Consider the following 22,351-nt stretch of genomic DNA (forward strand, 5'->3'; position numbering starts at 1 on the left):
TATGAGTGCAGATATACTATCGTTTATTATCTTTTTACCAGCAGTAGTTGCCTTTGGTTTAATGATTACAACAAGACACGTAGAAACAGTAAGAAATATAGCTTTTCTTGCAACTACGGTTATACTGGCACTTGTACTTAAAATCTATATTGACTTTGAACCAAGTGCGGGAATGCAGTTTGTAACAAATGTTCCGTGGATTTCATCTTACGGTATCAATTATTACATTGGTGTTGATGGATTTTCATTAACAATTTTAATGATGATTGCTATTTTAATTCCAACAGCATATCTTCTATTATGGGATGGAAGAACAAAAGGTTACTGGATAAATATGCTTTTAGTTCAAACAGGTGTAACAGGAGCTTTATTATCACTTGATGTAATTCTTTTCTATTTTTTCTGGGAAATTATGCTTTTACCTGTTTTCCTAATGATAGGTATTTACGGGTTTGGAGATAAAGTATTTACGACAATAAAAGTTACCGTTTATACAATGGTAGGTTCACTTTTGATGTTTGTAGCAATTTTATATCTTGGTGTTAGTTATTTCAATGAGTTTGGTTCTTGGTCTTTCCAATATGATTCACTAACTCAAATTACTACATTGTCATATAATGAAAAAATTTGGTTATTTTTAGCATTTCTTTCAGCATTTGCGATTAAAATCCCGATTTTCCCTCTTCACACTTGGATTATGGAAACCTATAAAAATGCTCCTACGGGTGCAGTATTTTTATTATCATCTATAATGGCTAAACTTGGAGTTTATGCAATTGTTAGATTTATGATTCCTATTTTCCCTGATATTTATGTTGAGTTTTCAACTTGGTTTGTATTTATAGGACTATTTGGTCTTATCTATTTCGGTATTGCCGCACTTATGCAAGATGATCTTAAAAGAATGTTTGCATACTCTTCGGCATCACACTTAAGTTTTATAGCTGCAGGAATTTTTTCACTTAATGAATTTGGTATAAACGGAGCTTTATACTTAATTATTGCCCATGCAATTGCAACAGGTGCACTTTTCTTACTTGTAGGAATTATTCATGATGAAACAGGGTACAAAACAATTAAAGATTTAGGCGGTTTAGCTAAACAGTCTCCGATTTTTACGACAGTATTTGCAATTATGCTTTTGGCAAATATAGGACTTCCGGGGACAAACGGATTTGTTTCTGAACTTTTAATTATCTTTGGAGTATATGAATTTAACCATACTTTAGGTTATATCTCCGCTCTTACTGTTATTATAGGGGCATCATATATGTTATGGATGTTCCAAAGAGCAATTTTAGTTAAAAGAGAAGCAGGTGAAGATTTAAAATTCAGAGATTTAAAAATCAAAGAGATCATTGGTTTAACTCCTTGGATAATTTTAATATTTTTAATGGGTCTTTATCCGGATATCTTTATAAACAAATTTGAACCTACGGTTACCCATTACCTAAATGATATTTTACAAATTGGAGCAACAAAATGAGTCAGTTTATTCACATATTACCTGTATTAACAGTATTAGTAGCAGCCGTTGCTTTAATGTTTATGAGTATGTATCAAAATAAATTCTCCGTAAAAACATATATTACTGTTTCATCAATAATTTTAGTTGCGACATTGGCATTTGTATTTGTACCTTTCGGTGAAACTTTTTCCGTAAAACCATATAGTTCGATATTTAACAATGTTTTAATATTTGATACTTTTTCAAACTTCTTTTATGTTTTATTAATAGGAGGTACACTGTTTACTCTTCTAATAGGAGAACACTATTTCCAACACAGAAGTTATTTTACAGGGGAGTTTTTCTCAATTTTGCTCTTCTCTTTATTCGGTATGTTACTTTTAGCAAATGCAAATGAGCTTATAACAGCATATGTTGCTTTGGAAATAGCATCATTCTCCGTATATATTATGGTTGGATACAATTCAGAAGATTCAAGAAGAGTAGAAGCTATTTTTAAATACCTTGTATTAGGTTCGTTTATGGGAGCTTTCTATCTTCTAGGGGTAGTATTGGTTTACGGAGCAACACAAACAACAAATTTAAGTGAAATTGCTACGTTTATTGCAAATAACAATATAAGTGATATGCCTCTTCTTTATATTGGTTTAACACTTATTTTATTTATATTTTTATTTAAAATTTCAGCTTTTCCGTTCCAACAATGGGTATTAGATGTTTATAGAGGTGCGCCAATGATAATTACTGCATTTATGGCATCTACATTTAAAATTGCAATATTCTCTTTCTTCCTAAGAGCTATGTTGCAAGATATAAAACCTATGATAGGATTCTGGGATTCTATAATATATGTAGTAATAGTATTAACCTTAGTATTCGGTACATGGTTGGCAATTACGCAAAAAATTATAAAAAGAATGCTTGCAGCTTCGTCAATCGTTCATACAGGTTATTTATTACTTGCATTTATTGCAATAGGAAAAAATATAGATGCGGCTTATGCAATTGTATTTTATCTTATAGCCTATTTACTATCGGCACTAGGTTCATTTGGTCTTGTTTCTCATATTATTTCCGAAACGAAAGTAAGAGTTACTTATGATGATTTTAAAGGATTAGCTCATGAAAGACCTTTTTTAGCTGCAATGATGACCGTATTTATGTTCTCTCTTGCGGGTATTCCCTCAACAATAGGATTTATGGGAAAACTTTACGTATTTACGGAAACTATTAATGCAGGATATGCAGGACTTGCAGTATTGGCAATATTGGCAACTATTGTATCGGTTTATTACTATTTTAAACTTATTGCAATGATGTATTTTTATCCTACAAATGAAAAATGTATGTCAAATGATTTCAATGACAAAAGAATCTCAACTTATGCTATAGCATTTTTAGCAATTCTTACGGTAATAGGCGGTATTGGTAGTGCAATAGTGTTCTTTATCCCTGCACTTAACATCGATACTTTAATTGATTTAACACAAATTTCTATTCAGTCATTATTGATAAAATAGTGATGTGTTAATATGTAACATGTATGCATAATTTTTTAAAATTATGTATACTTTTTTAACACTTTATAAAGCCCTAAAATAGGGTTTTATTACTTTAAAAATGTACAATTTGTACAATTTTTGTACATTTCTTTTACATAATTGTATTTACCATTATAAGGCTAATTAAGCTATTATAATGCTATTAATAAACTATAAATTTAATAACGAAAGGATGTCAAATGAGTGACCTAATAGAAGGTTATTTAGGTAAGACTGTAGAGGGGAAAAAGAGTAGAGTACCAGCAAAACTTGACTATTTACAAAGTGCGACTGGATTATTTCTAGGTCTTTTTATGTGGGGACATATGTTTTTAGTGTCTTCAATTTTAATTAGTAAAGACTTCATGTACGCCGTTACAAAATTCTTTGAGGCGAGTTTTATTTTTGATGGTGGAGAACCAATAATAGTATCGGGTGTAGTATTATTCGTATTCATCGTATTTATTACTCATGCTGCAATGGGTATGAGAAAACTTCCTTCAAACTTTAAACAATATCAAGTAATTAAAGCTCATGCAAAAAGTATGGGACATGAAGATACCAAATTATGGTTTATCCAAGCATACACTGGTTTTGCTATGTTCTTCTTAGGTTCAGTTCACCTATATATCATGATGACAAATGCAGATGCAATCGGTCCTTATGCAAGTGCTGAGAGAGTTTGGTCGGCATGGATGTGGCCTTTATATATCCTTTTACTATTAGCAGTTGAATTACACGGTTCTATTGGATTGTATAGACTTGCTGTTAAATGGGGTTGGTTTGACGGTAAAGATCCTAAAGCTACAAGAAAAAGATTAAAAGTATGGAAAAAAGCATTAACTTGGTTCTTCTTAATCTTAGGATTTGCTACACTTGCAGCTTACATAAAAATAGGTTATGAAAATCAACAAGCAGGTAAAATCGGTGAAAGATATGTTCCAACTGCACAAATTATGGAATATAAAATTAATAATGGGAGAGTTGCATAATGAAGATTAATTATTGTGATGCATTAGTAATCGGTGGAGGATTAGCAGGACTTAGAGCTGCGGTTGCCGCACAGAAAAAAGGATTAAGTACAATCGTTTTATCTTTAGTTCCTGTTAAAAGATCTCACTCAGCAGCTGCTCAAGGTGGTATGCAAGCTAGTTTAGGTAACTCAAAAATGAGTGAAGGTGATAATGAAGATTTACACTTTGCCGATACAGTTAAAGGTTCAGACTGGGGATGTGACCAAGAAGTTGCAAGAATGTTCGTTACAACTGCACCAAAAGCTATTAGAGAATTGGCATCTTGGGGTGTTCCTTGGAGTAGAGTTAAAGCAGGTCCTCATAATGCAGTTATTAATGCTAAAAAAACGACTATTACGGAAGAAGAAGACAGACATGGATTAATCACATCAAGAGACTTTGGTGGGACTAAAAAATGGAGAACATGTTATACAGCCGATGCAACAGGACATACAATGTTATTCGGTGTGGCAAATGAAGCACTTAAACATGATGTTGACATTAGAGATAGAAAAGAAGCCTTATCAATAATACATGAAGACGGTAGATGTTACGGTGCCGTTGTAAGAGATCTAATTACGGGTGAATTAGAAGCTTATGTGTCAAAAGGTACATGTATAGCAACAGGTGGATACGGTAGAGTATTTAAACAAACTACAAATGCCGTAATCTGCGAAGGTACAGGAGCTGCAATTGCTCTTGAAACAGGTATTGCCGCATTATCAAATATGGAAGCTGTACAGTTCCACCCTACTCCAATCGTTCCTTCAGGTATTCTTTTAACTGAAGGTTGTAGAGGTGACGGTGGTGTTTTAAGAGATGTTGACGGTCACAGATTTATGCCTGATTATGAACCTGAGAAAAAAGAACTTGCAAGTAGAGACGTTGTAAGTAGAAGAATGATTGAACATATTAGAAACGGTAAAGGTGTTCCTTCACCTTACGGATATCACGTATGGTTAGATATCTCAATTTTAGGTAGAGAGCATATTGAAAGAAACTTAAGAGACGTTCAAGAAATTTGTCAAATCTTCAACGGAATTGATCCTGCCGATGAGGGACCAAAAGGTTGGGCTCCTGTTCTTCCAATGCAACACTACTCAATGGGAGGAATCAGAACTAAACCAACAGGTGAATCAAGTAGATTAGCCGGACTTTTCGCTTGCGGTGAAGCTGCTTGTTGGGATATGCACGGATTTAACAGACTTGGAGGTAACTCAGTATCTGAAACAGTTGTTGCAGGTATGATTATCGGTAACTATTTTGCTGATTATTGTTTAGAAAACGATGTAACAATTCCAACTAAAACAGTACAAAAATTCGTTGATGCACAAGATGCTTACTTAGATCAAATTTTAGCATATAACGGAAAAGAAGATATCTTTAAAATCAAAAATAGAATGAAAGAAATCATGGATGAAAAAGTTGGTATCTTTAGAGACGGCCCACACTTAGAAGCTGCTGTTGAAGAGTTAAAAGAGTTATTACAAAAAACTAAACATATCTCTGTAAAATCAAAAGAGAGAGTTGGAAATCCGGAACTTGAAGAAGCATACAGAGTTCCAAGAATGTTAAAAGTTGCATTATGCGTAGCAAAAGGTGCAAGAGATAGAACAGAATCTAGAGGTGCACACTATAGAGAAGATTACCTAAAAAGAGATGATGCAAACTGGTTAAAAAGAACTCTTTGCACTTGGGCAAACCCTGATGATATAGAACCTACACTTGAATATGCTCCTTTAGACATTATGAAAATGGAAATGCCGCCGGCATTTAGAGGTTACGGGGCAAAAGGAATGATTATAGAAAATGAATTGTCTGCAAAAAGACAAGAAGAAGTTGATTCTATTAGAGAGAAAATGGAAGCAGATGGAAAAGACAGATACGAAATTCAAGACACATTAATGCCTTTTGAATTACCAATGAACTACAAAGATAAAAATGAAAGAGCAGGAGATAAATAATGAGTACACAAAAAGGTAGAGAAATAACTATTTCCGTACTTAAATTTAATCCAAGAAGTGCAGTTTCAAAACCTCACTATGTGGATTATAAACTAGAAGAGACATCGGGAATGACTCTTTTTATAGCATTAAATTATATTAGAGAAAATCTAGATCCGGATTTATCTTTTGACTTCGTTTGTAGAGCAGGAATCTGCGGAAGCTGCGGTATGGTTGTAAACGGTAAACCTACACTTGCTTGTAGAACGCTTATTGCAAACTATCCTGAAGGGAAATTAACTCTTCTTCCAATGCCTGCATTTGAACTTATTAAAGATTTATCTGTAAATACAGGTAAATGGATGGACGGTATGAGTAAAAGAGTTGAATCTTGGGTTCACTCAGACCATGAAGTTGATATTTCAAAACTTGAAGACAGAATTGATCCTGAAGTTGCAAATGACACATTTGAGTTAGATAGATGTATTGAGTGTGGAATTTGTGTAGCTTCATGCGGTACAATGCTTATGAGACCAAATTTCGTAGGACCTGTTGGATTAAACAGAGTTGCAAGATTTGAAATCGATCCTCATGATAAGAGAACAGCCGATGATTATTATGAATTAATCGGTGATGATGACGGGATCTTTGGATGTATGTCATTAATGGCTTGTGAAGATCATTGTCCAAAACACTTACCGTTACAAAATAAGATAGCATATCTAAGAAGAAAATTAGTTGCTCTTAGATAATTATATGAGAGGATTCCTCTCATATAATTGATGTAAAAAAAGTCAATTACTCTTTGGAGTGATTGACTTTTTCTATTTTAGAGCTAAAAAAATTAATTTAAAAATCTAATATTTATTTAATGATTATTAAATATAAAAGCCTTATTAAAGTCATATTGCTAGGCTATTATTATGTTTTTGATATAAAAAGGTTGATAATTTGAGTTTAGAAAAAGACTATTTTTTATTATATCATGGAATAAATGATATTGAACAAACTTCCACATACGGTACAAATGAAAATAAAGATAAAGATGAGTTTTTTGATATAGCCTCTTTAGTTTTAAGTGCCACAAGAAGAGATTATGAAAAATTTATTACTCTTGACAGTTTTAAAAAACTTGTATCTAAAATAACAAATAAAGAGGTAAAAAACCTGGATGAACTCTATCAATTACAATTTTGTTTAATTGATGCAATTGAAAATGATTCAAGAAATTGTAATATTGAGAGAATGCATGAAAGTTTTGAATATCTTAAAAATGAAAATATAATAGGACAATTTGAATATAACAAATTGATTTCACTCTTTGATCCAAAAGAGCTTGCGTCTTGCGATGATGAAATAGATGTTGAAGATGAATTAAAAGTAGATGAAAAAAAACCTTTCAAAGAAGCCAAAAACGAACTTGACGATCTTATTTTAGAACTTAAATCAATTTTTATAACAGATGATTTTAAAAAAGAATTAGATGAGACTTCAAACTACCTCTCAAACCAAAAGTTTTCTATCGGTATCACGGGTGTTATGAATGCAGGGAAATCAACAATGTTAAATGCCCTGATGGGACAAGAGATTTTAGGAAGTGCAGTTGTTCCGGAAACTGCAAATTTAACAATCGTAAAACACGGTAAACCAAGTGCAAAAGTATTTTACTGGAATAAAGAAGAATGGCAAAAAATTGAGCAGAGTGCAAATGAAATAAAATCTATAAAAGATTTTGTAGATGAAACAAAAAAAGTATTCGGTGATAAATTAAGCGATTTAATAAAAGAGGATTCTTTAAGCGAAGAGGTAAATATAAACAGCCTTGCCTCATATACTTCTGCTGAAGCCAGCGGAAAAAAATGCAACCTTGTAAAATATGTAGAACTTAGATCAGACCTAAATTTTTTAAGTGAAGGTATCGAAATTGTAGATACTCCCGGATTAGACGATCCTGTAATACAAAGAGAAGAGATTACAAAAGAGTATATTTCAGATTGTGATTTGATGATTCATCTAATGAATGTAAGCCAAAGTGCGACATTAAAAGATGTAGAATTTATCATTGATGCCCTGCTCTATCAAAATATAACAAAACTTTTAATAGTAATTACAAGAGCAGACACCGTTACAAAAGAGCAACTAGAAGAAGTAATAAACTATACGAAATCATCAATTCAAAGACAACTTAAAGCACAAAATAAAGACAGCAAACTAAATTATATATTGGAGCATATAAAATTTATCCCTATTTCGGGGAAAATGGCGCTTTATCATAGAACAGGAAGAAGTGAAGAGGCAATAAAAAACGGTTTTAATCTTGAAGATACGGGAATTTTGGAAATTGAAGATTATTTAAACGAAACCCTGTTCGGAGCTGACTCTTCAAAATCAGATTTAATTATAAAAAGTGCCCTAATACAATTACAAAAAATAATTACAAAAGAGCTTAAATCTTTTAACTATGAATTGGTATTGCTTTCAAAATCAAAAGATGAATTATTAAAAGATTTAGAAGAGTTTACAAAGAAAAAAGATACAAATAAAAGAATCTTTGCCTCTTTAAAAGAGGATATAAATTTATATAAAAGTGATGCAACAAACTATTTAGAAACTTTAGAAGCTTTTCTTTCAAGTGAATTAATCGAATTGCAAAATATTATAAAACAAAGAGTTTTTAATGATGTAAAATACTCTTTAGAAAAAGATAAAAGAAAACCTGAGAACAGTAGAATCAAAACCATTGTCGAAACAGCAATAAAAGACGGTATTATTGACATAATAAGAGACTATAGATATAAATTTATTAAAAAATCTCAAAGTATTGGAGAGATTTGTGAACAGAAATATCAAGATTTAGGTTTTGTAATGGGGCATAAAAACGATAATTTCGATGCAAGAGGCTTTTTCCAAGATGATTTCAAATCAGGATTTTTAACCTCTTCAAACCAACTACTTATAAATAAAATATTAAAAGAGCTAAAAGATACAAAACAGAGCAAACTCTTAGAATTTGACAGGGCAATAGAGACTCAAATAAAAGAAGAATTTAGTTCTATTGAAAAAACAATAAAAGAGAAAGCAAAAAAAATCTCCGAAATGCTGATTGAGAACTTTTTTAGAGCTATTGCCGAACCTTTAAATGTATTTGAACACAAATTAAAAAAAGATGAAAAACTGCTCCAAGACAGAATTGAAAACTTCGAAGAAAAAGAGAAAAACAAAGAAGTAGTAACTATGGATATACATAAAAAAATAAAAAGACTTGAATCAGTTATGAAAGGACTTAAAGCATGAGTATTTTAAGTAGTTTTATAAAAGAGTATAATGATAAATTTATCCAAAAAGAAGAGGAGTTTGAAAAAGGAATAACAGGAGATATCAAAAGAGTCAGAGCGAAACTTTTAGATAGTAAATTCCTTCCTTCAATCCAACTAAGAAATATTTTAGACAAACAAATCAGACGTGCCAGATATCCGATGGAAGTAGCAATTACAGGTCAATTTTCTTCAGGTAAATCTACATTTCTAAATGCCCTGCTTTCAAAAAATATTCTTCCTACGGGAATTACTCCTGTTACATCAAAAGTTAATTTTATAAATTACGGCGAAGAGTATAAATTAAAAATTACTTACTACTCAGGAGCCCAAGAGTATGCTCCTATTGAAGCTATTGCGGATTTCACAGACCAAAGAAAAAATGAAATGAGTGAAATAAAATATCTAACTTTATATGCCCCTATGGATATTTTAAAAGATATCTCTTTTGTCGATACTCCGGGACTTAATTCCCAATCTCAAAGTGACACGGATACTACAAGAAGAGTATTAAGAGACGTAGGCGGAATTATCTGGCTAACGTTAATTGATAATGCGGGGAAAATGTCTGAAGCTCAAGTTTTAGAAGAGTATATGGAACATTTTAAAAATAAATCTTTGTGCGTCTTAAATCAAAAAGATAAATTTACTAAAGAACAAATAGAAACAACAACAAAATATATAAGTGAAAAGTTTGATAAATATTTTGCCGAAGTAGTTCCTATTTCAGCCAAAATGGCACTTGAATCAAGAGCTGCACACAGCGATATTTTAATTCATGACGAATATGAAAAATTTATAAAAAAATTCAAAGAGGATTTAAGAGTTAATGATGTTAAATCTCTGAATTTTTTTGAAAAAGATTTTAATGAATATAAAAGAAAAGTCCAAAAAATTCAAGAAACAGACTCAACGGATAATACAAAACTATTAGAAGAATCAAATATCTTAAAAGTTTTGGATTTTATTGAAAATACAATAAGACCCCAGGCTCAAGAATCAAAAGAGTATGCTATAAAAAAAGATTTAAGAGGTATTTGTGATATTTTAATAAAAGAGTATGAAACAATAATTGCAGTATATGATTCTTTGATATCAATACTTAAAAATGCCCAAGACGATGTTTTGGAAAGTTTTGACGATATCCATAAAAGATACTCAAAAGAGCTCTTTTCCGTTTATAATTCATTAGAAGTTATTATGGAAAAAATGGCTCATGAAACCTATAAAAATATAAAAAAACAAAAAGCTTCGAGATTTGAAAGAAAAAACGGTTTTTTAAAAAAAGACAGTTTTGAAAAAATTGAATATGAAACCTATTGGATAGATTCAGACAATGTATATAAAGTTCTTTTTTATGACGATCAAACAATAGATAAAATGTTTAAAAGAGCAATAAAAGAGTTAAAACAAGTCGAACTTGATACAAATGAAGCCTATAGAAATGTTTACAGAAATATAAAACAAAAAATCCACAGATGGCAAGAACCTTATGAACAGCTAAAAAAACACAGGGAAATTGCTTCTGATATGGAGTTTTCTTCAACACGGCACTTTGCAGCAAAAGTATATGAAAATGTATTAAAAAGTTTTCATAGAGCAATTTTGGAAAATATCTCTGCACTTAGAAAAAAGTTTGCTTACTTTAACGGAGCTTTATCTTATTCATATATCCAAACAACCCAAGCAACAATTGCACACTTTGAACAACAAATTGCCGAATCAGTCCAATTATATGAAAAAGAGCCTACGAAATTCTCTATTTATCATCCAAGAGAAGATGAAATATTAACAAAATTAAAAGCAAATTTCGGATTCGAAAAAATTGAAGATTTTTTAACTTCAAAAAGAAATTATCTATTTAAGATATCACAATACTCTAAAAACCAATATATAGAAATAAATAAAGACAGAATAAAATTTGTTGAATCAAAAAAATTAGAATATCTTGAAAAAATTGAAGATATAAAAGCTATAAAAGAGGATATTTAACTCCTCTTTTTCACTTTTTTAATATAATTTAAATTCCATATAAAAAATATATTTTTTTAATATTATAAAAGAACGTTAAATAAATATCTTAAAGGAAATGTAATATTATAAAAGCGATTGTGTCGAAATTTCGCATTTAGATCAAAATTGGTATAAAGTGGTTACATAATTATAATACTTAACATCAATTTAAAATAAATTGTGTGAAAATCCTCAGTATAATTTAATAAATAAAAATGGAGATAAGATGAAAGCATCTGACTTATTTGTAAAAGCGTTAGAAAACGAAGGTGTCGAATATATTTTTGGTATCCCGGGCGAGGAAAACTTAGATTTACTAGAATCACTGAGAAAATCAAAACAAATCAAACTTATTTTGACAAGGCATGAACAAGGTGCAGGTTTTATGGCTGCAACATACGGAAGATTAACAGGTAAAGTAGGAGTATGTATCTCAACTTTAGGACCTGGAGCTACTAACTTTGCTACAGCGGCAGCTTACGCACAACTTGGCGGTATGCCGATGATGATGATTACAGGTCAAAAACCAATCAAAAAATCAAAACAAGGTAGATTCCAGATAGTTGATATTGTCGGAATGATGAAACCTATGACAAAATATGCAAAACAGATAGTAAACGGAAATAATATTCCATCTATGGTTAGAGATGCATTTAAAATTGCAACAACTGAAAGACCTGGTGCAGTTCATCTTGAATTACCTGAAGATATTGCGGCAGAAGAAGCAGAAGACAATATTTATCCGGTAAAAAACTTTAGATACCCATATGCAGGGAAAACAGCTATTTTAGAAGCTGTAAAAAGAATTGAAAAAGCAAAAAGACCTCTTTTATTAGTTGGAGCAGGTGCAAACAGAAGAAGAATAGGTGATGCTTTAACTAACTTCGTTAATGAAACAGGTATTCCGTTTTTCTCAACTCAAATGGGTAAAGGTGTAATTGATGAAAATCATAAATTATGTTTAAGTACTGCAGCATTATCAAAAGATGATTTTATTCACTGCGCAATTGAAAGAGCAGATTTGATAATCAATGTAGGACATGATGTAATTGAAAAACCGCCTTTCTTTATGGAAAATAAACCAGATGCAACAAAAGTTATCCATGTTAACTACTTCCCGTCAGAAGTTGATGATACTTATTTCCCACAAATGGATCTAATCGGTGATATTGCTTCTAATATGCAACAAATCACTTATGCAATTTCAAAACAAGAACATTGGGATTTTGATTACTATGTTAGAATGGCAGATGAAATTAGAACAAGACTTTCTAAATATTTCGGTGATACAAGATTCCCTATCTTACCTCAAAGAGCAGTAAGAACTATTAGACAAACATTAGATGAAGAAGATATCGTAACTCTTGATAACGGAGTATATAAAATCTGGTTTGCAAGAAACTATAGATGTGCAAAACCAAATACACTTTTACTTGACAATGCACTTGCTACAATGGGAGCAGGTCTTCCATCTGGTATGGCGGCAAAAATGGTAAACCCTGATAAAAAAGTAGTTGCAGTTTGTGGAGACGGTGGATTTATGATGAATTCACAAGAATTAGAGACAGCTGTAAGATTAGGTTTAGATTTAACTGTTATTATATTAAACGATAACGCTTACGGAATGATTAAATGGAAACAAACAGGAATGGGATTTGATACATTCGGTCTTGACCTTGGTAATCCTGATTTTGTTAAATATGCAGAAAGCTACGGAGCAACAGGACACAGACCTGAATCTTGCGAAGAGTTTGAAAAAACTTTAACTGAATGCGTTAACGGTAAAGGTGTGCATTTAATCGACTTAGCGGTAGATTACTCTTTAAATCACTCAATTTTAAATGAGTTACTAGCTAAAAAACAGTGTTTATTATAATAAAAAAATTTTATAAGGAGAAAGAATAAAATGAGTAGTACAATAGAAGTAACATCACCATATGATGATAGCGTAGTAGGGACAGTTCCATTTAATACACAAGAAGAAGTTGAAGCAGCATTAGATTTAGCTCACAAAACTTTTTTAGATAGAAAAAACTGGATTCCTAGATATAAAAGAGTAGAAATTTTAGAAAAACTTGTTGAAATTATGTCTTCTCAAGTTGAAGATCTTACTAAACTTTGTGCAAGTGAAGGCGGTAAACCTTACGTTGATTCTAAGGTTGAAGTTTTAAGAGCTATCAACAGTGTTAAACTTGCTATTGAGCATTTAGGTGTTTATGAAGGGAAAGAGATCTCTATGGGTCAAACTCCTACTTCTGCAAATAGAATTGCTTATACTTTTAAAGAACCTATAGGTGTTGCTGTTGCAATCTCTGCTTTTAACCACCCTATGAATCTTGCTATAGGACAAGTTATCCCTGCTGTTGCTGTTGGTTGTCCTGTTATTATCAGACCTGCAACGCAAACTCCGATGTCTGCACTTAAAGTTGTTGAGATGTTAAAAGAAGCCGGTCTTCCTGAAGGTTGGGCTCAAGGTATTGTTTGTGATAGAAAAGGAAGTGAATATTTAGCAACTTCTCCTAAAACTTCTTTCTTAACATTTATCGGTTCTGCTTCTGTTGGTTGGTATTTAAGTTCAAAAGTTGCTCCTGGTACTAGAGTTGCTTTGGAACACGGTGGTGTTGCTCCTGTTATTGTTGCTAAAGATGCCGACATTGATGCTATGATTCCTGATTTGGCTAAAGGTGGTTTTTATCATGCCGGTCAAGTTTGTATCTCTGTTCAAAGAGTTTTCGTTCATGAGTCAATTGTAGATGAAGTTGCAACTAAACTTGCTGCTGTTGCTTCTAAACTTGTTGTTGGAAATCAGTTAGATCCTAAAACTGAAGTTGGTCCTTTAGTTAACAACGGGGAAGTTGACAGAGTTGAAGAGTGGGTAAATGAAGCTATTGAAAAAGGTGCTAAAGTTTTAACAGGTGGTAAAAGAATCTCTAAATCTTGTTATGAACCTACAGTTCTTTTAAATCCGTCTGAGGATTCTATTGTTTCTAAAAAAGAGGTATTTGGACCTGTTGTTTGCGTTTATTCTTATAGTGACATTGACGATGCTATTGCTAAAGCAAATTCACTTAACGTTTCTTTCCAGGCAGCTGTATTTAGTAAAAACATTGATACTTGTTTAAAATGTGTTAAAGAGTTAAACGGTACTGCTGTTATTGTTAACGACCATACTGCATTTAGAGTTGACTGGATGCCGTTTGGCGGTGCTAAAGAGAGTGGTATCGGTGTTGGTGGTGTTCCTCACGTTATGGAAGATATGTCTAACGAAAAAATGATGGTTATTAAATCTCCGGTTTTATAACTCTTTATTAGTGAAGAGGCTCCTCCTCTTCACCTCTTCAAGATATAAAATACTTATATTTTACTTAAGCACACTTATATTATTATTTTGGTATAAACATCTATTTAAAACACAAGAATCAGTAATCAAAAACTTATAGGAAAATTATGAATTTACATGAATATCAAACAAAAAATTTATTTAGGAAATATGATATTCCAACAACCAAGGGTAAACTTTTAACTCACCCCTCTCAACTTGATGATATATTAAGAAGATTAGGCGGAGATAGATGGGTTATTAAAGCACAAGTTCACGCAGGAGGAAGAGGAAAAGCCGGAGGAGTAGTAGTAGCTGAGTCAAAGCAAGAGGCTAATGAAGAAGTTAGAAGACTACTTGGAAGTAAACTTGTAACCCACCAGACTACAAAAGAGGGACAGCCTATAAACTCTATCTATATAGAACAACCTTGTGATGTAGAAAAACAGATATATATAGCTTTTATGGTTGACAGAACTACCCAAAGAATTATGATAATAACTTCCAGTGAAGGTGGTGTTGAGATTGAAGAGGTTGCTCAAAAACATCCTGAAAAAATATTAAGAAATGCAATTAACCCTGTAGTAGGAATAATGCCTGCACAATGTAGACAGATTTGTGATGATTTAGGATTAGATAAAACACTAAGTGCCCAAATGATTGATTTAATGCAAAAAATGTATAAAATGTTTGTAAAAAATGATTTATCTTTAATTGAAGTAAACCCTTTAGTTGTTTCAAAACAAGGAAGACTTTTATGTCTTGACGGAAAAGCTTCCGTAGATAATTCGGCACTATATAGACAACCTAAAATAAATGAAATCAGAGATGAAACCCAAGAAAATGCAAGAGAACTGAAAGCTGAAAAACTTGACCTAAATTACGTTTCACTAGACGGAAACATTGCTTGTATGGTAAACGGTGCGGGTCTTGCAATGGCAACAATGGATCTAATCAAAGCTCATGGAGCCAACCCCGCAAACTTTTTGGACGTGGGCGGAAGCGTAAATGAAAAAAGAGTAATCGAAGCTTTTGAAATTATATTATCAGATGAAAAAGTAAACGGTATTTTGGTAAATATTTTCGGTGGAATTGTAAGATGTGATGTTATTGCCTCAGGTATTATAGAAGCCGCAAAAAAGATGGATTTAAATGTACCTATTGTTGTAAGACTTGAAGGAACAAATGCAAAAGAGGGATTAGAATTGATTAGAGAATCTAGCGTATCCGTATATGAAGAGGCTGACTTGGATAAAGCTGCACAAAAAATTATTGAACTTACAAAAGGGACTAACTAATGGCTATTTTAATTGATAAAAATACAAAAGTATTAGTACAAGGTCTAACAGGTTCACAGGCAAGTTTTCATACCCAAAGAGCAATAGCATACGGAACAACTGTAGTAAGCGGTGTAGTTCCCGGTAAAAGGGGACAAAGACATTTAGATCTTCCCATTTACAATACGGTTGAATGTGCAAAAAGATTAACAGGAGCAAATGCTTCAATTATCTATGTTCCTGCACCTTTTTGTAAAGATGCTATTATAGAAGCAAGTGAGAACGGGATTGAGACTATTGTTTGTATAACAGAAGGTATTCCTACAATTGATATGTTAGATGTTAAAGCTGCCGTTGATTTAAACGGTTCTAGACTTATAGGTCCAAACTGCCCGGGGGTAATAACTCCAAATCAATGTAAAATGGGAATTATGCCTGAATCAATTCATATGCCAGGAAGCGTGGGAATTATTTCTCGTTCGGGAACTCTAACTTATGAAGCCGTAAATCAATCAACTCTTGCAGGATTTGGACAAAGCACTTGTGTCGGAATCGGAGGAGATCCTGTTCCAGGTTCCGATTTTATAGATATCCTAAAAATGTTTGAAGAAGACGATGAAACAAAAGCAATCGTAATGATTGGAGAAATCGGAGGAGCAAAAGAAGAAGCGGCAGCTGAATATATTAAATCAAATATTACAAAACCCGTTGTATCTTATATTGCAGGTGTTACTGCACCTAAAGGGAAAAGAATGGGACATGCAGGAGCAATTATAGACGGAAGCAAAGGAACAGCCCAAGAGAAATATACAGCTCTTGAAAGAGCAGGTGTTTGTACCGTAAAAACTATTACTTCTATTGCCGATGCTTTAAAAGAAGTACACCCTTAATACAAAAAACTAAATTACTTATATTATAACCGTAAAATTAAATTACAAAATTAAGGTTATAATATGAGAAACCTCAAAACTAAAACAGCAACTCTTTTTTATCCTTTAATCTTTATAAAATAATTTACTTATACTAAATAATATTTTAATAAAACTAAAATATTGTATATATTTTCTACATTATTATTTAATTTAATTAAATATATTGTGTTATTCTTTTATAAATTTAATATAATTAAAAAGGATAAATGATGAAAATAGGATTAGTAAAAGAGATTAAAGTCCATGAATACAGAGTCGGATTGACTCCAAGTTGTGTTGAAGCCTATGTAGAAAACGGTCATACCGTCTTTGTTGAAAAAGATGCTGGAACAGGTGCAGGATTTGAAAATAGTGAATATGAAAAAGCAGGAGCAACAATTGTTGAAGATAAAAAGAAGATTTTTGATGAAAGTGAAATGATTGTAAAAGTAAAAGAACCTCTTCCCCAAGAGTATGAATACTTTCATGAAGGGCAAATTTTATATACCTATTTACATATTGCAGCAGACAGACCTCAAGCTGAAATGTTGCTAAATAAAAAAATAAAAGCAGTAGCTTATGAAACAATAACAAACAATCAAGGAGGTCTTCCGTGTTTAACACCAATGAGTGAAATTGCAGGACGACTGGCAGTTCAAGAAGGAGCTAAATTTTTAGAAAAACCTTTTGGAGGAAGAGGAGTTTTATTAGGAGGAGTTCCGGGTGTACAAAGAGGTAATGTTGTAATTGTAGGGGGAGGTATAGTAGGACTAAATGCTTGTAAAATGGCAGTAGGATTAGGTGCAAACGTAACCGTACTTGATATTTCAGCTTCAAGATTAGCTTTTTATGATGATTTATTCGGCTCACAAGTAACAACGCTTTTTTCTAATAAAACAAATCTTATAAAATCTATAAAAGAAGCAGATTTGGTAATCGGTGCCGTATTGATCCCCGGTGCAACAACTCCGAAACTAATCAAAAAAGAGGATTTAAAACTTATGAAGAAAAATTCTGTTTTAGTAGATGTTGCCATAGATCAAGGTGGATGTTTTGAAACATCAAAAGCCACATATCATGATAATCCAACATATATTGTAAACGATGTAGTACACTATTGTGTTGCAAATATGCCAGGAGCAGTATCATTAACATCAACTTTGGCATTAACTGCCACTACATTAAATCATGGTTTGGCTATTGCAAACAAAGGTTTAGAAAAAGCTCTTCATGATGATATTCACTTATCAAACGGATTAAATACTTATGAAGGGAAATTAACAAATAAAGCAGTAGCCGAAAGTTTGAAGATTCCTTATGAAGCAATAAAATTTTAAAGAAGAAGGATATAAATCCTTCTTTTTTACTAAAAAGAGACAGGAGTAATTACAGATAAATAAGAGGCTTTAAAAGAACTTCTGTTCTCTATTTTATGGGGAATTTCAGGATTAAATCTTATTGAATCTCCTTTTTTAAGAAGAAACTCTTTTTTTCTTAAAGTAACAACAATTTCACCTTCTAGAACATAATCACACTCTTCCCCACCTTTAGTATGGGGAATTACATCCTCGGTAATTCTATTTGGTTCCATATTTACTTGTAAAAGTTCTATTTCACCTTGCAAATCAGGAACAAGCAATTCACATGTATATAAAGGATCGGGAAAAGAGATTTTTTTTCTCTCGTTTTTTCTTACCACATATGATTTTTCATTTTCCAAATTTTCAGAAGTTATAGCCAACTCTTCTTCTTTGTTGTTTGTAAAAAGATGTGCCAAAGTTACGTCAAGTACTTTTGCTATTTTTCTTAATGTCTCAACAGAGCCTTGAGTAGAACCTTTTTCCAGTTGAGACAGCATACCGAAAGATATTCCGGCTTCACCTGCAAGCTGTTTTGCCGGCATATTTTTTGCAGTTCTTAAACTTTTTATTTTTTTACCTACATCTAACTCTTCTTCAAGCACTTTTATTAACCTTAAAATTTTTTAAAAATAGTATAGCTAAAATTGATTGAAAATATAATAGCTGTAGTTTAAGAGGAAAATCCCCTTAAACTGCCTATTTTAATAACTTAGTGTTGAATATTCGTTGTTTAATAGCTCTTTAGCTACATTTTGAGGTTTTGCAACATTTATTCCCTCTAGTAAAACAGATTTATCTAAATTTGCATTGGGTAAATAAAGAGGACAAACTTCAACTTTAGCCCCACTTTTTATAAGTGCTTGAAGCATCATTTTAGGTGATTTGTTTTTCGGTTTTAATAAAGGACTCTCTTTACCTTTTACTGCCAAATCTCCCGCACTTGAACATAAAGTCATATTAACAGCTTTTTTTTGTTTCAAAGTCATCATAGACAGAACCATTGCCATCATTTGAGTTTGAGCATCTTTTGCCGTAAGAACTACGTTTAACCCCTTATTTTCTCCTGCTATTGCACTTGAAGAGAAAAGAAAAGCACCTAAAGCCGCTACTGATAAAAACTTTTTCATTTAGTTTCCTTTTTGATAATGTTTTAATCAATTTCCATGCATGACAAAATTATAGAGAATAGATACTTAGATAAATATTTAAAAAATAATATAGATTGTCACTATTAATATAATTTTAAATTATGATAAAAATAATTTTAACAAATTTAACCTTGCTAATATGAAAACTAAAGTACAATTACACCCTAAAATTAAACTAGTATGGAATAGATAAAATGCAACTTACCCAAGAAGAGTTAAAAGAATTTAATGACAACGGTTTTTTAGTGATAAAAAACTTTGTTTCAAAAGAGTATTGTGACGAAATTTTAGAAAAAGCAAAAGTTCATCTTGAAAAAAAAGAGGCTCCAATAGAGAGCGAACAAGAGTATATGCATCTTGATGAAAATAAAATCACAGTTAGAAGATTAAGACAAGTTTACGATAGAGAAGAGATTTTCAAAGAGTGGATGACAAATAAAGAGATAAGACCTATGTTAAAACAAATATTAAATGATACTCCTGTTTTAACTTTAGCCCACCATAACTCTATTATGACAAAAATGCCCCATGAGAGTACAAGAACTTTTTGGCATCAAGACAGACGTTACTGGCACTTTGAAAATGATGATTTAGTCTCTGTATGGCTGGCACTTGATGATGAATTTTTAGATAATGGTTTGCTTGAATTTATTCCAAAAACACATAAAATGAATTTTTCTAAAGATAGGTTTGATAAAGTATCAAACTTTTTGGATGAACATGAAGAAAATAAAAAAATAATAGAGAAAAGAGTTCACCAAAATTTAGAAAAAGGAGATATTGTTCTTTTTCATTGTAAAACTCTGCACCATGCAAGTAAAAATATAACAGATAAACCTAAAATCTCTTTTGTATATACAGTTAGAGCACAAAGCAACAGACCTTTAAAAAATACAAGAAGTGATTATAAGGAAGTAGTTCTTGACTAATGCTTTATTAGAACTACTGCAAGAAAAAACATCTCTTAACAAAAAAGTTATTGAAAATATAATCAAACTTTTAGATGAAGGGTGTACTATCCCTTTTATTGCACGTTATAGAAAAGATTTGACAAACAGTGCAACAGATGAAGAATTAAGAGCCTTTGAAGAAATTTTTAACTACTCAAAAAAAGTTTTTGAAAGAAAAGAGGAGATAAAAAATCTTCTACTTGAGAAAAACTTCCTTAATGAAAAAGTTCAAAAAGCCCTAGATGAAGCCCAAACGCTACAAGTTTTGGAAGATATATATGCTCCTTTTAAAGAAAAAAAATCTTCAAGAACAACAAAAGCAATAGAAAACGGTCTTGAACCTTTGGCAAATATAATTCACTGTATGAAATATACCCGTGAAGAGATAGATAAAAAAGCCCAAAACTTTTTAAATAAAGATATTCAAACTATTAATGAGGCACTAAACGGCGCAAAAGATATTATTGCCCAAAGATATGCAGATGATTTTAAGTCAAAAGAGGTTTTAAGAAATCTTCTTTTAAACTGGGGGACTTTAGAGATAAAAGAGGCAAAAGAGTTTGATAAAAATGGAGTTTACTCAAACTTTGCAGAACAAAATGAGAAGATAAAATATATAAAATCATATAGAACTCTTGCAATATTAAGAGGAGAAAAAGAGAAGCAGTTAAACGTAAAAGTTCAAATAGATGAAAACCATATTTTAGAAAATATAAAAAAATATAAAATCCCTTCATGGGCAAACTCTTCCAAAGAGTTGGTTTTTGAAGCTTACAAAGATGGACTAAAAAGACTCCTTCTTCCAAGTCTGAAAAGAGAAGTTTTAGCAACATTAAAAGAGAAAGCATCAAAAGAGGCAATCGAACTATTCGGCAAAAACCTAAAAGAATTACTTCTAACAGCACCCTTGGTAAATCAAATTATACTTGGTATGGATCCCGGATATAAAACAGGTTGTAAACTTGCAGTTATAGATAAAGACGGAAAATATCTAAACTCAAATGTTATCTATCCAACCAAACCAAAAGAGGATATAATAAACTCCTCAAAAATAGTTTTAGATTTAATCAAAAAATACAGCATTACTGCAATTGCCATTGGAAACGGTACTGCTTCAAGGGAGACAGCCTCTTTTATAGCAAACCTAATAGAAGAAAAGAGTTTAAATATAAACTATGCAATAGTTAGTGAAATAGGTGCAAGTGTATACTCTGCTTCAAAAATAGCAAGTATGGAATATCCAAACTTAGATGTTACAATAAGAGGAGCAATCTCAATTGCAAGCAGACTGCGAGATCCTATGGCTGCTTTGGTAAAAATTGACCCAAAATCACTTGGAATTGGACAATATCAACACGATGTAAATCAAAAAGAGTTAGGTCAAAAGCTAGAAAATATTACGGTGGATTTGGTAAATAAAGTTGGAGTTGATTTAAATTCAGCCTCATACAAACTCTTATCTTTTGTCTCAGGAATCTCTGAAAAACTTGCTTTAAATATAGTTGAATACAGAGAGAAAATAGGTAAATTTTCTACTAAAACCCAACTTTTGAAAGTAAAAGGCTTAGGAGAGAAAGCTTATGAACAAAGTGTCGGTTTTTTTAGAATCAAAGACGGTGAATCAATTTTTGACAATACCTCTATTCACCCCGAAGATTATGAGATAGCAAAAAAAATCCAAAAAAATTATGAGATAAAAGAGCTAAATCTTCAAGATTATGAAAAAGTTGCAAAGGAACTTAATATCTCAATAGTAAAAGTAAGAGATATTGTAACTGAGTTAAACCGTCCTGGATATGATGTAAGAGAAGAGTTTAATCAAGTAAAATTTGCAAGTGATATAACTAAAATCGAGGATTTAAAGCAAGGCGACACTCTAAGCGGTATTGTTAGAAACATAACAGACTTTGGAGCCTTTGTAGATATAGGACTTAAAAATGATGCCCTACTTCATATTTCACAAATAAGCAATAAAAGAATCTCTCATCCAAGCGAAGTTTTAAGTATAAATCAAAACTTGGAGAATATAAAAATTTTAGATGTAGATTTAGAAAAACAAAGAGTTAGTTTGAGTTTAAAAAACTAGAAGAACT

16 protein-coding genes are annotated in these 22,351 nt (G+C 31.7%); 14 read left to right on the top strand and 2 right to left on the bottom strand.

Translation table 11 applies throughout. The annotated features are described in order from the left end of the window. The first annotated feature begins 1 nt into the window (after position 1). The 12 genes from AANAER_RS12670 to ald all read left to right on the top strand — a co-directional run bounded on the left by AANAER_RS12670 (position 2) and on the right by ald (position 18,136). Positions 2 to 1,486, top strand: coding sequence for a complex I subunit 4 family protein (locus tag AANAER_RS12670; RefSeq protein WP_129081946.1), 1,485 nt, complete (start codon positions 2 to 4; stop codon positions 1,484 to 1,486). Then, positions 1,483 to 2,988 carry an NADH-quinone oxidoreductase subunit N gene (locus tag AANAER_RS12675; RefSeq protein ID WP_129081947.1) on the top strand — a complete coding sequence of 502 codons (1,506 nt, stop codon included), beginning with the start codon at positions 1,483 to 1,485 and terminating at the stop codon, positions 2,986 to 2,988. Before AANAER_RS12670 ends, AANAER_RS12675 begins: the two co-directional genes overlap by 4 nt. A 221-nt stretch (positions 2,989 to 3,209) precedes the next feature. After that, positions 3,210 to 4,001, top strand: a complete 792-nt coding sequence (locus tag AANAER_RS12680) for a fumarate reductase cytochrome b subunit (protein ID WP_129081948.1) — start codon at positions 3,210 to 3,212, stop codon at positions 3,999 to 4,001. Continuing rightward, positions 4,001 to 5,986: a fumarate reductase flavoprotein subunit gene (locus AANAER_RS12685; protein ID WP_129081949.1), complete on the top strand. Its 1,986-nt coding sequence runs from the start codon at positions 4,001 to 4,003 to the stop codon at positions 5,984 to 5,986. Before AANAER_RS12680 ends, AANAER_RS12685 begins: the two co-directional genes overlap by 1 nt. Beyond that, positions 5,986 to 6,717 carry a fumarate reductase iron-sulfur subunit gene (locus AANAER_RS12690; RefSeq protein WP_129081950.1) on the top strand — a complete coding sequence of 244 codons (732 nt, stop codon included), beginning with the start codon at positions 5,986 to 5,988 and terminating at the stop codon, positions 6,715 to 6,717. The genes AANAER_RS12685 and AANAER_RS12690 overlap by 1 nt, the downstream gene beginning before the upstream one ends. Positions 6,718 to 6,916: 199 nt before the next feature. Beyond that, positions 6,917 to 9,259: a dynamin family protein gene (locus tag AANAER_RS12695; protein ID WP_129081951.1), complete on the top strand. Its 2,343-nt coding sequence runs from the start codon at positions 6,917 to 6,919 to the stop codon at positions 9,257 to 9,259. Continuing rightward, positions 9,256 to 11,271 (top strand): dynamin family protein, encoded by a 2,016-nt coding sequence (locus AANAER_RS12700; protein ID WP_129081952.1) that lies wholly within the window; start codon positions 9,256 to 9,258, stop codon positions 11,269 to 11,271. The genes AANAER_RS12695 and AANAER_RS12700 overlap by 4 nt, the downstream gene beginning before the upstream one ends. A 247-nt stretch (positions 11,272 to 11,518) precedes the next feature. Further along, positions 11,519 to 13,168: an acetolactate synthase large subunit gene (locus AANAER_RS12705; protein WP_129081953.1), complete on the top strand. Its 1,650-nt coding sequence runs from the start codon at positions 11,519 to 11,521 to the stop codon at positions 13,166 to 13,168. A 30-nt stretch (positions 13,169 to 13,198) separates the two neighbouring features. After that, the gene (locus AANAER_RS12710; protein ID WP_129081954.1) at positions 13,199 to 14,593 is read left to right on the top strand and encodes an aldehyde dehydrogenase family protein; all 1,395 of its coding nucleotides are present in this window, start codon (positions 13,199 to 13,201) and stop codon (positions 14,591 to 14,593) included. Between the two features lie 146 nt (positions 14,594 to 14,739). Next, entirely contained in the window at positions 14,740 to 15,909 is a 1,170-nt protein-coding gene (gene sucC / locus AANAER_RS12715; RefSeq protein ID WP_129081955.1) for an ADP-forming succinate--CoA ligase subunit beta, read from the top strand. Further along, positions 15,909 to 16,778, top strand: a complete 870-nt coding sequence (sucD, locus tag AANAER_RS12720; protein WP_044417279.1) for a succinate--CoA ligase subunit alpha — start codon at positions 15,909 to 15,911, stop codon at positions 16,776 to 16,778. The genes sucC and sucD overlap by 1 nt, the downstream gene beginning before the upstream one ends. A 251-nt stretch (positions 16,779 to 17,029) precedes the next feature. Further along, entirely contained in the window at positions 17,030 to 18,136 is a 1,107-nt protein-coding gene (gene ald, locus AANAER_RS12725) for an alanine dehydrogenase (RefSeq protein WP_129081956.1), read from the top strand. Positions 18,137 to 18,165: 29 nt separating this feature from the next. On the opposite strand, the gene AANAER_RS12730 is transcribed toward ald, so the two are convergent. Further along, positions 18,166 to 18,762 carry a helix-turn-helix domain-containing protein gene (locus AANAER_RS12730; protein WP_129081957.1) on the bottom strand — a complete coding sequence of 199 codons (597 nt, stop codon included), beginning with the start codon at positions 18,760 to 18,762 and terminating at the stop codon, positions 18,166 to 18,168. Between the two features lie 99 nt (positions 18,763 to 18,861). Next, positions 18,862 to 19,287: a hypothetical protein gene (locus AANAER_RS12735; protein WP_044417278.1), complete on the bottom strand. Its 426-nt coding sequence runs from the start codon at positions 19,285 to 19,287 to the stop codon at positions 18,862 to 18,864. Between the two features lie 215 nt (positions 19,288 to 19,502). On the opposite strand from AANAER_RS12735, the gene AANAER_RS12740 reads away from it, so the two are divergent. Further along, positions 19,503 to 20,237, top strand: coding sequence for a phytanoyl-CoA dioxygenase family protein (locus AANAER_RS12740; protein WP_129081958.1), 735 nt, complete (start codon positions 19,503 to 19,505; stop codon positions 20,235 to 20,237). Beyond that, positions 20,230 to 22,344 carry a helix-hairpin-helix domain-containing protein gene (locus AANAER_RS12745; RefSeq protein WP_129081959.1) on the top strand — a complete coding sequence of 705 codons (2,115 nt, stop codon included), beginning with the start codon at positions 20,230 to 20,232 and terminating at the stop codon, positions 22,342 to 22,344. The genes AANAER_RS12740 and AANAER_RS12745 overlap by 8 nt, the downstream gene beginning before the upstream one ends. Positions 22,345 to 22,351 lie beyond the last annotated feature (7 nt).

The organism is Halarcobacter anaerophilus (assembly GCF_006459125.1).
GTDB lineage: Bacteria > Campylobacterota > Campylobacteria > Campylobacterales > Arcobacteraceae > Halarcobacter > Halarcobacter anaerophilus.